Source organism: Bradyrhizobium sp. A5, from assembly GCF_042076515.1.
GTDB lineage: Bacteria > Pseudomonadota > Alphaproteobacteria > Rhizobiales > Xanthobacteraceae > Bradyrhizobium > Bradyrhizobium cosmicum.
In genome coordinates this window covers 2,862,607-2,874,738 of record NZ_CP148990.1, presented here as the reverse complement: position 1 = coordinate 2,874,738, position 12,132 = coordinate 2,862,607, and the positions used below count along the sequence as shown (strand labels likewise).

Below are 12,132 nucleotides of genomic sequence, written 5' to 3'. Positions count from 1 at the left end.
CAGGACCCGTTGACCGAGCCTGCCGATTCAGGCTTGCTTTGGGTTTACGATCAGGCGCCGAATGTTGCGTGAGCCCAGTCGGTACGGCGGCGGTCTCCACGTCTGGCTGCAAGCAACATCTCATGTCCGCGACGGTCGTCCCCCTGCCGCCAAGCTCATCGTCCGAAACCGTCGACTTCCTGCGGCGCATGGCCAGCATGGTGTCGGGGCAGAACGGCCAGATGCTGCTGCGTGCGGCACGGCAGATCGAGTCGCTGACGCAGCGGGCGATGACGGCCGAGCGGCTCTATCACCAGCAGTTGGAAGAGAGCACCCGCAGCGTCGAGCTGCGCGAGGCCTCCGAGCGCGCCTCCGAGACGATGGCCAGCCAGATCGAAGCGCTGCGGTCGCAACTTGCCGACGCCAATGCGGCGGCCGCCGCCGAGCGCGTCGGGTTCGACGCCGAACGCGGCAAGCTGATCGGCCTGATGCAGGATGCCGAGAGCCATATCGGTTCACTCACCGCCGAGCTCGACAGCTTGCGCGCCTCCGTCGACAGCTTCAACGACACCGTGGTCTCGGTGCCGATCGAGATGCTGCGGCTGGCGCGCACGCAGTTCGACTTCCTCTCCGCCAGCTTTGCCCGCAAAGGCGACGTGATCTCGCAGGCCATGAGCGAGATCGGCGGCTTTGCGATCGACGAGGCGCTGACGGTGAAGAAGACTGCCGACAAGTCCTGAGGCATTCAGGCGCCACATCCCCCGTCGCTGCGAGCGTAGCGAAGCAATCCAGAATCTTCCACAGCGGCAGTCTGGATTGCTTCGTCGCTTCGCTCCTCGCAATGACGTGCGGAGAGAAGCGCGCTCTCGACCATGAGTGCTACGGCTCACCCCGCTTGAATGGCTCCTGCTTGTCCGGCGGCACCGTCTCTTCGGCCATCGCCAGCAGCATCGCGACCATCACGTAATTGCCGGCCACCGCGGTGAGGTCGACGATCTGCTGGTCGTTGAAGACCTTTTTCGCTCGAGCATAGGTCTCATCGCTGACCTTCCTGGTCGTGGTGAGCTCAGTGACGAAATCGTAGACCACCGCCTCGTCCTCGGCCATTTTCAACGGACGCTTGTTGGTCTTGAGCTCCGCAATGATATCCGCCGATAGCCCCGCTTTCGCAGCCAGCGGCGCGTGCGCGAACCACTCCACCTGCGAGCGCCACTGCCGGCCGATGATGAGGATCGCGAACTCGTTGAGCTTGGTCGGGACCGAGGTTTCCCAGCGCAGATAGTAGAACAGGTCGAACAGGCGCTGGCCGAGCACGGGGCTGCGGATCATCGGATTATAGGGCCCGCCGATGCCGACGCTCGACACCTTCATGATCTGCTCGCCGAGCGGTTTCTGCTTGGCGTCGAGCTGATCCATGGTGAGCTGCGGAAAGCGCGGCTCCTTGCTGGTCGCGGGCGCGGCAAACGTCGTGGCCGCAAGCCAGCCGCCAGCCGCGGCGAGCGTGAGCGACGACAGCCAGAGTGGCGTTGAGTTCATTGGTTTCCTCCCGACCTTTTCTTGCTTGGTCTGAAGGATGCTAGTCGAGCGGCATCGTGTCCGCCAGCGCGGCGACGTTAGACCGCGCCTATCGCGGCAAGGCAGGCTTGCGTCAGCGGCATGCGCTCGCCGACAAGGCGCGGCTCGGTGCAATCCATGTTGAGCGCGAACACCGTGTGCGCCTCGCCCTTCTCGGCCCAGCCAACCATCCAGCCGAGCGACGGCTCGCCGCGCTCGGCGCCGAGCAGGCCTGACTTGGCGCGGATAACACTCTCGCCGACCTTGGTCACCGGCAGGATATCGGCGACCAGATCCTGGCTGTGCTTGGAAATCGGCAGCGCGCGGCGACGCAGCCGGTCGACGAAATCGATCTGCTCGATCGGATCGATGCGCAAATTCCCGGTGAGCCAGAACTGGTCGATGCCGCCGCCGATGTCGCGGTTGCCGTAGTCGAACAGGTCGACAAATTTCTGCATGCGCTCCTGGCCGATGCGGCGCGCGATCTCCTGATAGACCGGCACCGCGCTCACCGCGATGGCGCTGCGCAGCGTGTGATCCTTGTTCCAGGCCTCGATCGGACGCTTCACGCCATCCCACGGAAACACGTCCTTGTCAGGATCGGCGACGACTCCGGTCTCCAGCGCGATCAGCGAGTTCGGGATCTTGAAGGTCGAGGCCGGCAGCTTGCCCTCGCCCGAGCGCTCCTTGTCGCTGGCGACGATCAGATAGTCCTCGACCTTGTAGCCGACGAAGGTGCCAGATGTGCCGAGATCGGTGAAGCGCTTTGCTAGGCTCTCGCTGATCTCGTTGCGCGGCGGCGCGACATGCGCGAGCGCGCGCTGCGGTAGGATCGAAGCTGCGGCGAGAAAGCCGAGGGTGGAACGGCGGGTCAGCAAGGGCGAAGTCCGTTAAGCGTTGGATTTGGCCGGGACCATGCAGCCGATATCGTGGTGAAACGATGACAGTGCGCTCAGCGCCCGCGGCCCGACAGCCGCAGCACGAACACCAGCACCTCGGCCACGGCCTTGTAGAGATCCGGCGGGATCTCCTCCCCGAGCTCGACCTTGGACAGCGCGCCGGCCAAAATCTCGTTCTCTTCGATCGGGATGTCGTTGGCCCTGGCGATCTCGACGATCTTTTCGCCGATCGTGCCCTTGCCCTTTGCGACGACTACGGGTGCGTTACTGCCCTTCTCGTAATGCAGCGCAATGGCAAGCTTGGACGGATCGCTCATGTGGCGCGATCCAGGAAGTGACCGGCGCGGGCCGGTGCCGGCTGCGGCGGCGTGCCGTCGCGGACCAGGATGTCGCCGGGCTTGAGTTCGGCCCGCGTCAGGGCCTGATTGAGCTCACCAATGCCGGCGCGAAGCTGCTGCGCGGTTGCCGGACGCTCCGCCCACATCCGCACGAAGGTCTTGTCGCCATTGAGCGTGATCAGCGCATGCACAGGGCCGGCCGGTTCGACATTGAGCGTGAAGCGCGCGCGCCAGGCGCGCTTGGCGGGATCGGCGGATTCGCCAGCGCCATCGCGCGAAATCTCGAACTGCGCCATCGCGGTGCCCTGCGGCGTCGAGAACGGAATCTCGAAATTCCACTGCGGCACTGCTGGGTCGATGCGGTGGCCGCCGGCGTCGGTGCGATCGGGCAGCGAGGCGACCTGCAACAGCGTCTGCCGCGCGATCGCGGCATCGGTGTCGTCGAGCAGGCGGTGCACCGTTGCGGAGAGCGGTGTATCGGGCGCGAGCGATGGCGAAGCGACCGCCTGCGGCGCCGGCAATGCGCCGCGAAACGGCGGAGGCGTCGTGCGCGCGGCGGCCTCGAAGATATGACCATCCGGCACGGCCTTGTTCGAGCCGGGGACGTTGCCAATCAGGCGCGGCAGGTTTTGCGTGACCTCCTGCAAGAGGCTTGCGGCAAGCCCTGCGGACATGGTTCGCGGCATCGCGGACTGGGGATTGCTGCTTGCGATGTCGGCCAGCACGGCGGCCGCGAGACTGGCGTCGCGCGGCAGTTGCGGTTGTTGGGCGATCCCGGCGCCGGAAGACGACGCGGCCTCACCTGCTCCCTGTGCTGGCGCGGCAACGGCCTGCGGCGTCCCGGTGGTACCAGTCGAAAGCATGGCACCCTGCGCCTGTGGCGCGGTCTCGAGGCTCGCCAGCGTCTGCCGCAGCACCAGCAACGCGGCCTTCAAATCCGGCACGCCCCCGGAAGACAGCGTCGCGCCCGCGGCCAGCGAGGCCTCGAGCAACAAGCCGGATTTCTGGAAGGCGGATTCGATATCGCCGCCATCGAGCCCGGCATTGAGCGGCGTCTGCTGCGCCAGCACGTCCAGCGCCGCCTGCTTCAGCCCCGCCGGCAGATCGCTGCCGGTGACGACGGAGGCCAGATTGGCGAACAGCGGCGCCTGGCTGCCCTGTTTTGTGACCGCCTCGGCCGAAGCGGCGGTGACGGCGGCCTGCTCCAACGGCGTCAGCGTATTGCGTGCGGCAATCGCAGACGGCGCCAGCGACGGGCTCTCCACCAGCAAGGCCGCCCGCGGCGTCAACGTGATCTGATCCCCCGTCGCCTCGCCTGCCCCACTCATCACCGCAAGCCGGATGGTGCCGTCGTTTTGCGAGACCGCGAGCTGGAGATTTTGCCCTGGTGTCAGCGACACCTCCGACATCACGTCCATCGACAGATTGGCGATCGCGATCCGCACCAGATTGTCAGCCATCACACTGACGACCCTGGCGTCGACGACACTGCCTGCCTGAAGCATGAGATCGGGCGTTGCCGCATCAGCCACGGGGCTGGCAGCACTGACGGGAAGAATCGAGCTTATCGGCGTCGGCATCTGAAGGCGGCCCGGGGAACGCTAGGCCCCACCCTAAGGCCGCCGTCGTAAACCTCTCGTTAAGGACCTTTCGCCGCAGCGGGTTTTACGGCGGCCAATACCGCCACGGCGGCCTCGAAATCCCGCAGGCGGGCGGCCCGGCGGCTGGCTGCCTCCTCGTCCGCGCCCCATTTCTCGGCGTTCCAGTCCTCGTCGACATGGGCGGCGGCCCAGACCTGGCCGGCATCGTGCACGCCATGGGCCAGTGCCAGTGCCAGGAGCGCCGAACCGGTCAGGGTCGTCACCACATGGAGCGCGGCGACCGACCAGGCATCCCCGGGCAGCGCGCCGCGAGCGGCTTCAATGGCCTCGTCCGGCTGCTTCACATGCATGATGCCCTCGGACAGGATGAAATGCGCGCCGAGCGTTTCCGCCGCCCAGAACAGCAGGGGGTCCCAGTGCGCGGCCTCGCGGGCCACCAGCCCCTCGGGGTGGCCTGCCCGATAGAACAGCAGGTCGGACTCGAAGTATTTGGCGAGGTCGTCGGTGACGAGCTCGACGCGGTCGACGACGCCCTCCACCACGCTGTTGGCGATCCGCGTCAGCGGCATGGTCACGGGATCGATCGTCTCGCCCTGCGCCGCCCATTCGGCAGCGACCGCGTCGGCCAGCGCCCGCGCGGGGATCACCACCTGGCGGCCGGACGGCGTCCGGATCGGCTTGCCGTCGAGCGTGATGGCGAAGCCGCCCTCGGCTTCAGTGGCGCCGGCCTCCTTGTAGAAGCGTTTGCGCTGTGGCGTACGCCCAGACTGGCGGACCGATTCCCGGGGATCGCGAGCGGATTGCACCGCGGCTTCATCGAACAATTCGCGCATCTTGAGTTTTTGCTCCCCGCCGTTGGATGCTAGGCATTTAGGCCAAGACGATTTTAAGCCAAGACGGTTCTTTGCCAAGACTTGCGGCCGATAAAGCGAGCGGTGGGCATGAGGGAACTTGCGGGCATTGTGGCCCTGTTCGCCGGGTTTTGGCTGGCCGCGGCGGAGGCCGGCTTTCGCACCCCGGAATCGCTGGTCCGCAACGTCTATGCCTGTTACGGCCAGGGCGCGCCAGAGCTGTCCAAGGGCCTGCCGCGGGATGCGGCGACCGCCCGGCAGTTCTTCGACCCCTCCTTGCGCAAGGCGTGGTCCGCGCCGCGGACCGAGCCCTATGATTTCCTGGTGCAGAGCTCGAACTGGAAGCTCGGGCCGGTCACGATCACGGTCGTCCGCAGGCAATACGACAAGACCTATGTCGCCGCGAATTTCGACAATCGCGGGCGGCGGGTGACGCTCAACTTCATCCTGGTGAACGGGCCGGACGGCTGGCTGATCACCGACATCGAGAGCCCGCACGACTCCTTGCGGATGTTTCTGGAGCAGTTCCGGAATTGAGGGGATTGCCCCCGCCATCGGCGGAGCTGTTACCCGTCTGGCAGCCCCTACTCTTCCGGCGCGTTCTCGATCGGATCGAACCGGCTCGCGTCGAGCCCGAGCAGATTCCATGACTGCTGCATGTGCGGCGGCAGCGGTGCGGTGGCGTCGATCACGCCGCCGCGCGGATGCGGAATGACGATGCGGCGGGCCAGCAGATGCAGCCGGTTCTGCAGGCCGCCCGGCAGCTGCCAGTTCTCGATGTTGAAATATTTGGGATCGCCGACGATGGGGTGGCCGATATGCGCCATGTGTGCGCGAAGCTGATGGGTGCGGCCCGTCACCGGCTTCAGCGACACCCAGGTCAGCTTGTTGCCGGCGGTCTCGACCACCGCGTAATAGGTCACCGCGTGGCTTGCGCCCTCGTCGCCATGCTGGGCGATGCGCATGATGGTGTCGTCCTCGCTCTCTTCCTTCGCGAGGAAGGTCGAGATGCGGCCCTGCTTCGGCTTCGGCAGGCCCGGCACTAGCGCCCAATAGGTTTTCCGCGCCGAGCGCGAGCGGAACTCGCCGGTCAGATACGAGGCGGCGAAGCGCGTCTTGGCGATCAGCAAGCAGCCCGACGTCTCCCTGTCGATGCGGTGCACGAGGCGCGGCTTCTGGCCCTTGGAATCGCGCATCACCTCCAGCATCTGGTCGATGTGCCGCGTCATGCCCGAGCCGCCCTGCACAGCGAGGCCGGCCGGCTTGTTCAGCACGAGGACGTCGTCGTCCTCGTAGATCGTCATCTCCTTCAGCGCGGCCAGCGTCTTCTGGGCGGCTTCTGACAGGGAGCCGGCGGCAGCCTTGGGCGCGTCGAGCTTCAGCGGTGGAATGCGGACGCTCTGCCCTTCCTCCAGCCGATCCTTGCTGTCGACGCGCTTGCCGTCGACGCGCAGTTCGCCCTTACGGACGACGCGCTGGATGTGAGAGAACGACAGGCCGGGAAAGCGCGCTTCGAGGAAGCGATCGACGCGCATGTTGTTCTCGTCGGCGGTCACCTTGACCGTCTGCACCTTGGTCGGCAGCAGGGCCTCGACGGGCTTTGCCGGCACCGGCGTTTCCGGTGCGGCCACTTTGGGCGGACGCCGCTCGGCACGCTCACCCGTAAAGCGCGGCGGCTTCGTCCCCGGCTTGCCGCCCGGACGCGGCCCCGCTGTCTTCGCAGTGCGCGCCTTGAACGGACGTGCCTCCTTGCGCTCGTCGCGCTCGCGAGGTTTCGGATTCATTCTCTTGATGCGGCGGCTCATGCGGTTTTCCCAAGCTTTCGTGTCGACTGCGCGTTGGCGCGACGGGGCAGCGTCGCAACCTGCGCACCGACCTCTTTCTCCGCCAGCCGCAGTTCATATTGCTGTTGCAGGTTCATCCAGAACTGCGGACTGGTGCCAAACCAATGACCAAGGCGCAGCGCTGTGTCAGCGGTGATGCCGCGCTGCCCGTTGATGATGCCAGTCACGCGATTTACGGGGACGTCGATCTGACGCGCGAGCTCCGCGGCGGATATGCCGAGTTCTCGCAGCTCTTCAGCGAGATGTTCGCCGGGATGGGTAGGTATGCGGGGCATGGTATTTTCTTGGTCGGACTAGCGCGAATTACGCGTTACGTAAACCGTAAATCCGACCTTACGGCAAGCTCCAAAGGCCTACGTCCCGCCCCGCTCCTTGCGCAGCTTGGCCCAATAATCCAGCCGCTTGCGGATTTCCCGCTCGAAGCCGCGCTCGGGCGGGTCGTAGAAGGTCTGGCGGCCCAGCGCATCCGGAAAATAGTCCTGCCCCGAGAAGGCGTCGGGAGTGTCGTGATCGTATTCGTAGGCTGCGCCGTAGCCTTCCGATTTCATCAGCTTGGTCGGAGAATTGAGGATGTGCTTTGGCGGCAGCAGCGAGCCGGCCTGCTTGGCAACCTGCATCGCGGCCTTGAAGGCGGTGTAGACCGCGTTCGATTTCGGCGCGGTGGCGAGATAGACGACGGCCTGCGCGATGGCGAGTTCGCCTTCGGGGTGGCCGAGGAAGTCGAAGGCGTCTTTCGCCGCGTTGGCGATGACGAGTCCTTGCGGATCGGCAAGGCCGACGTCCTCCACCGCCATGCGCACGACGCGGCGGGCCAGGAACAGCGGGTCCTCGCCGGCATCGAGCATGCGGCAGAGATAATAAAGCGCAGCGTCGGGATCGGAGCCGCGCACCGATTTATGCAGCGCCGAGATCAGATTGTAGTGGCCGTCGGCCGACTTGTCGTAGATCGGCGCGCGGCGCTGCAGGATGTCCTGCAATTGCGCGGCGTTGAAAATCTCGTCCTTGCGCGCGGCGCGCCAGACCTCTTCGGCAAGGGTCAGCGACGCCCGTCCATCGCCGTCGGCCATGCGCACCAGCACGGCGCGCGCCTCGTCATCCAGCGGCAGCTTGCGGCCCTCGACCTCCTCGGCATGCGCGAACAGCTTTTCGATCGCCGCCGCATCGAGCGAACGGAACACCAGCACGCGCGCGCGCGACAGAAGCGCCGCGTTGAGCTCGAACGACGGGTTTTCGGTGGTGGCGCCAACCATGACCACCGTGCCGTCTTCCATCACCGGCAGAAACGAATCCTGCTGGGCGCGGTTGAAGCGATGCACCTCGTCGACGAACAACAGAGTGCCCTTGCCCATCTCGCGGCGGGCGCGCGCGGCGTCGAATGCCTTCTTGAGGTCGGCGACGCCGGAGAACACCGCGGAGATCTGCTCGAAATGCAGATCGGTGGCATCCGCCAGCAGCCGCGCCACCGTGGTCTTGCCGGTGCCGGGCGGGCCCCAGAACACCAGCGATCCCAGCGTGCGCGTCTCCAGCATGCGCGTCAGCGCGCCGTCGGGACCGAGGATGTGGTCCTGGCCGACGACCTCCGACAGCGCGCGCGGACGCAGCCGGTCCGGCAGCGGATGCGGCGCCTCGTGGTCGAGCCCCGCCGCGGCAAAGAGAGTTGGCGTCTCCTGTGGTCGCTTCGGACTCATCCGCCCAGCGTGACGTTGATCTGCTGGCCGCCACGCACCAGCGTGATGCGCCAGATCCGTGGGCGCTCGCCCGCGGCCTTCTCGAGGTCACCGGTCTTGCTGATCTTCTGGTTGTTGATCGCCAGGATGATGTCGCCCTTTTGGAAGCCGACATTTGCGGCCGCGCTGTCGCCGCCGAGATCGGTGATCACGACGCCTTCGGTGTCGGCGTCCAGATGCAGTTCGTCGGCAACCGCCGGCGTGATGCTCGAAACCTTCGCGCCCTGGAACGGTGAGCGCGCGGTGACGACGAGTTCGTTGCGGCCGGTATCGGGCGCGGTCTCCAGCGCAATCGCGAGCTTGAGCGGCTTGCCGCCGCGCTGCACGTCGATCTGCGCGGTGCCGCCGAGCGGCCGCGTCGCGAAGCGATAGTCGAAGGCATTGGGATCATCCACCGCCTGGCCATCGATCCCGGTGATGAGATCGGAGGATTTCAGGCCGGCCTTTGCCGCGGGACCGTTTTGCACCACGCTCGCGACCAGCGCGCCGGTCGGCGAGCGCAGGCCGAGGCTTTCGGCGATCTCGGGCGTCACCGTCTGCAATTTCGCGCCGAGCCAGGGGCGCTTCACCGCCTTGCCGCCGCCCTTGGCGGAGGCGACGACGACGCGCACCATGTTGGCGGGGATTGCAAAGCCGATGCCTTGCGAGCCACCGGAGCGAGAATAGATCGCGGTATTGATGCCGGCGAGCTTGCCGCTCATGTCAACCAGCGCGCCGCCGGAATTGCCGGGATTGATCGCCGCATCGGTCTGGATGAAGAACTGGTAGTCGGTGATGCCGACCTGCGTGCGCGCCAGCGCCGAGATAATGCCATGGGTCACGGTCTGGCCGACGCCGAAGGGATTGCCGATCGCCAGCACGACGTCGCCGACCAGCAGTTCGTCGGAATTGGTGAATTCAAGAGCCGGAAACTTCTCTTTGGTATCCTTCAGACGCAACACCGCAAGATCGCTGCGGGCGTCCTTCAGCACGATCTCGGCCTCGAACTCGCGCTTGTCCGCCAGCGACACCTTCACCTGGTCGGCGCCCTCGATGACATGGACGTTGGTGACGACGAGCCCGGAAGCATCGACGATCACGCCCGAACCGAGCGACCGCTGCACCTGCTCCTGCTGCTGGCCGGGCACCCCGAAGAAGCGGCGGAAGATCGGGTCATCGAGCAGCGGGTTGCGGTTCTGCACCACCTTGGCGGCATAGACGTTGACGACCGCAGGCTGCACCCGCTGCACGATCGGGGCATAGGACAGCCGCAGCTCGGCCGGCGACGACGGGACCCGACGGTCCTGGGCCGCGGCCGGATTGAAGTGGGTCGAAAAGGCCATGCACAATGCAGTGATGACGGCGGCACGGATCGAGCGAAACATTCCTACCTCTCGGAAAAGACGTCGGAATATAGGCGCGTTCGCCGGCCAATAGAAGGGCGCGGGGCGGCAATATTCACCCCTTCGGGGTGTCTCCGAAATGCAAGCCCTCCGTGCGAAATCGCAATCCTCCTGACGCGACAGATTGGCATGACGCGCATCATCCAGCATTCTACCTCATGGTGGATTCGGTTGCGGCGAATTTACACCAGTGGGAACCACGCAACCGGAGCGCAGCGTCGCGGGGCAGTCATCGATCACTCCTAGGCTCTCCCGTTACGACTTGGGGAAGTTCGTCAAACGATGGAGGCGTGACGTGATCAGGACAAGAATTGCAGCCACGGCGATTGGTCTCGCCGGCGCGCTGGCGGCCGCGCAGGCCCAGGCCCAAACGGCAAGCAGCAGCGATCAGGAGATCGCGCTCTTGAAGCAGCAGTTGAAGATGCTGGAGCAGAAGCTCGACAAGCTCCAGAGCCAGACCGCGGCGAACACGGCCGCCACTGCGAAAGCCAAGTCCGAGGCAAAGGCCGAGGCCAAGGCGGAAGCGCGCTCGGAGGCAAAGGCCGTCGCCGCCAACGCCAACGCGGCAATCCCGCTCAAGGGACCGGCGCCGGCGTCCGGCGTGGTGGTGACGATGCCGAACAACCGGCCGACCATCTGCACCGCCGATCAGGCCAACTGCGTCGCCATCACCGGCCGCTTGCACTACGACGTCGGCGGCTACGACTATCGCCCAAACACCGCGGCGACCGTGCCGCAGAAGCTCGACAGCGGCGAGAACGTCCGCCGCGCCCGCATCGGCGTCGCCGGCAAATTCTTCAACGACTGGAATTTCGCGCTGGTCTACGATTTCGGCGGTTCATCCGACGGATTTGGCGGTGCGGCTCCGGGTTCGCTGCCGGGCGGCGGCACCTCGGGCGTCGAGAATGCCTATCTCAGCTACACCGGCCTGAAGCCGTTCGGCGGCAGGATGGCGGTCGAAATCGGCGTCATGGACCTGCCCTACACCCTGGACGAGGCCACGAGCTCCAACGACATCATGTTCATGGAGCGCGCCTCTGCCGGCATCATCGCGACCAACATCGCCGCCGGCGACTTCCGTTCCGCAGTCGGCACGCGCTGGTTCAACGACCAGCTCTGGATCGGCGGCTATGTCACCGGGCCGTCGACCGGCGCGATCCATTCCGCCTCGAGCGCGGCTCCGGCGGGCACGAGCGAGCAATACGGCGCCGTGGCGCGTATTGCCGGCAACCCGATCAGCGGCAAGGACTACTCGGTGCATATCGGCGCCGACGCGCAATGGCTGATCCAGCCGCCGCGCAATCTGATCGCCAACACGCAGACGGTCACGCTCAGCGACCGGCCGGAATTGCGCCTCGACCCGACCACGCTGGCCTCGACCGGTGCGATCGCCAACGCCTCGGGCGCACAGGTCTACAGCGTCGAAGCCGCAGCGACCTACGGACCGTTGATCCTCCAGGGCGAATACTTCTGGTACAACATCGATCGCACCGCCAACACCGGACTCGCGCCGATCGGCGCACCCAGCCTGAAATTCCAGGGCGGCTATGCACAGGCCGGCTACGTGCTGACGGGCGAAGGCCGGAGCTACAATGCGGCGAACGCGGCCTACAACGGCGTCAAGCCGGCGCATCCGTTCTCGCTCGACGGCGGCGGCTGGGGCGCGTGGGAGATCGCGGGACGCTTCTCGACGATCGACCTCAACAACCAGTTGGGAACGGCGACAGGCATCGCCGGCGGCCGGCAGACCGTCTACACGGCGGCGCTGAACTGGTACGTCAACGGCAACGTCCGCTTCATGCTCGACTATCTGCACGGCACGGTGTCGAGGCAGGCCTCACCGGTCTCGACCGCCGATGTCGGCTCGAAGTTTGACGCGGTGGCGATGCGCACGCAGTTCGCGTTCTGAGGATCACTCGTCGTCCCGGGGCGCGCGCAAGCGCGAACCCGGGACCGA

The 12,132-nt window shown here is 66.0% G+C and carries 12 protein-coding genes; 3 read left to right on the top strand and 9 right to left on the bottom strand.

Annotated features, from left to right (window positions below; all coding sequences use genetic code 11):
* Positions 1-122: 122 nt before the first annotated feature.
* Positions 123-719: a hypothetical protein gene (locus WHZ77_RS13645; protein ID WP_375314103.1), complete on the top strand. Its 597-nt coding sequence runs from the start codon at positions 123-125 to the stop codon at positions 717-719.
* 139 nt (positions 720-858) lie between these two features.
* Here WHZ77_RS13645 and WHZ77_RS13640 read toward each other — a convergent pair whose 3' ends face one another.
* The 5 genes from WHZ77_RS13640 to WHZ77_RS13620 form a co-directional block, all read right to left on the bottom strand.
* A complete protein-coding gene (locus WHZ77_RS13640) occupies positions 859-1,515 on the bottom strand; it encodes a carboxymuconolactone decarboxylase family protein (RefSeq protein ID WP_375314102.1) in 657 nt (218 codons plus the stop codon).
* A 77-nt stretch (positions 1,516-1,592) separates the two neighbouring features.
* On the bottom strand, positions 1,593-2,411 hold the full coding sequence (locus tag WHZ77_RS13635) for a penicillin-binding transpeptidase domain-containing protein (RefSeq protein WP_375314101.1): 819 nt from the start codon (positions 2,409-2,411) through the stop codon (positions 1,593-1,595).
* Positions 2,412-2,485: 74 nt separating this feature from the next.
* A complete protein-coding gene (locus tag WHZ77_RS13630; RefSeq protein WP_375314100.1) occupies positions 2,486-2,749 on the bottom strand; it encodes an EscU/YscU/HrcU family type III secretion system export apparatus switch protein in 264 nt (87 codons plus the stop codon).
* Positions 2,746-4,350, bottom strand: a complete 1,605-nt coding sequence (locus WHZ77_RS13625; protein WP_375314099.1) for a flagellar hook-length control protein FliK — start codon at positions 4,348-4,350, stop codon at positions 2,746-2,748. Before WHZ77_RS13625 ends, WHZ77_RS13630 begins: the two co-directional genes overlap by 4 nt.
* Before the next feature lie 59 nt (positions 4,351-4,409).
* Positions 4,410-5,204 (bottom strand): ATP12 family chaperone protein, encoded by a 795-nt coding sequence (locus WHZ77_RS13620; protein WP_375314098.1) that lies wholly within the window; start codon positions 5,202-5,204, stop codon positions 4,410-4,412.
* A 108-nt stretch (positions 5,205-5,312) separates the two neighbouring features.
* Here WHZ77_RS13620 and WHZ77_RS13615 point away from each other — a divergent pair, with 108 nt between their 5' ends.
* A complete protein-coding gene (locus tag WHZ77_RS13615) occupies positions 5,313-5,759 on the top strand; it encodes a hypothetical protein (protein WP_375314097.1) in 447 nt (148 codons plus the stop codon).
* 47 nt (positions 5,760-5,806) lie between these two features.
* On the opposite strand, the gene WHZ77_RS13610 is transcribed toward WHZ77_RS13615, so the two are convergent.
* From WHZ77_RS13610 to WHZ77_RS13595, 4 genes are all read right to left on the bottom strand, one after another.
* On the bottom strand, positions 5,807-7,027 hold the full coding sequence (locus tag WHZ77_RS13610) for an RluA family pseudouridine synthase (RefSeq protein ID WP_375314096.1): 1,221 nt from the start codon (positions 7,025-7,027) through the stop codon (positions 5,807-5,809).
* Complete coding sequence (locus WHZ77_RS13605) at positions 7,024-7,341, bottom strand: HigA family addiction module antitoxin (RefSeq protein WP_143845913.1); 318 nt, start codon at positions 7,339-7,341, stop codon at positions 7,024-7,026. Before WHZ77_RS13605 ends, WHZ77_RS13610 begins: the two co-directional genes overlap by 4 nt.
* A gap of 78 nt (positions 7,342-7,419) precedes the next feature.
* On the bottom strand, positions 7,420-8,754 hold the full coding sequence (locus tag WHZ77_RS13600; protein WP_375314095.1) for a replication-associated recombination protein A: 1,335 nt from the start codon (positions 8,752-8,754) through the stop codon (positions 7,420-7,422).
* On the bottom strand, positions 8,751-10,157 hold the full coding sequence (locus WHZ77_RS13595; RefSeq protein ID WP_375314094.1) for a DegQ family serine endoprotease: 1,407 nt from the start codon (positions 10,155-10,157) through the stop codon (positions 8,751-8,753). The genes WHZ77_RS13600 and WHZ77_RS13595 overlap by 4 nt, the downstream gene beginning before the upstream one ends.
* Positions 10,158-10,470: 313 nt before the next feature.
* Here WHZ77_RS13595 and WHZ77_RS13590 point away from each other — a divergent pair, with 313 nt between their 5' ends.
* Positions 10,471-12,084 (top strand): OprO/OprP family phosphate-selective porin, encoded by a 1,614-nt coding sequence (locus tag WHZ77_RS13590; protein WP_375314093.1) that lies wholly within the window; start codon positions 10,471-10,473, stop codon positions 12,082-12,084.
* Positions 12,085-12,132 lie beyond the last annotated feature (48 nt).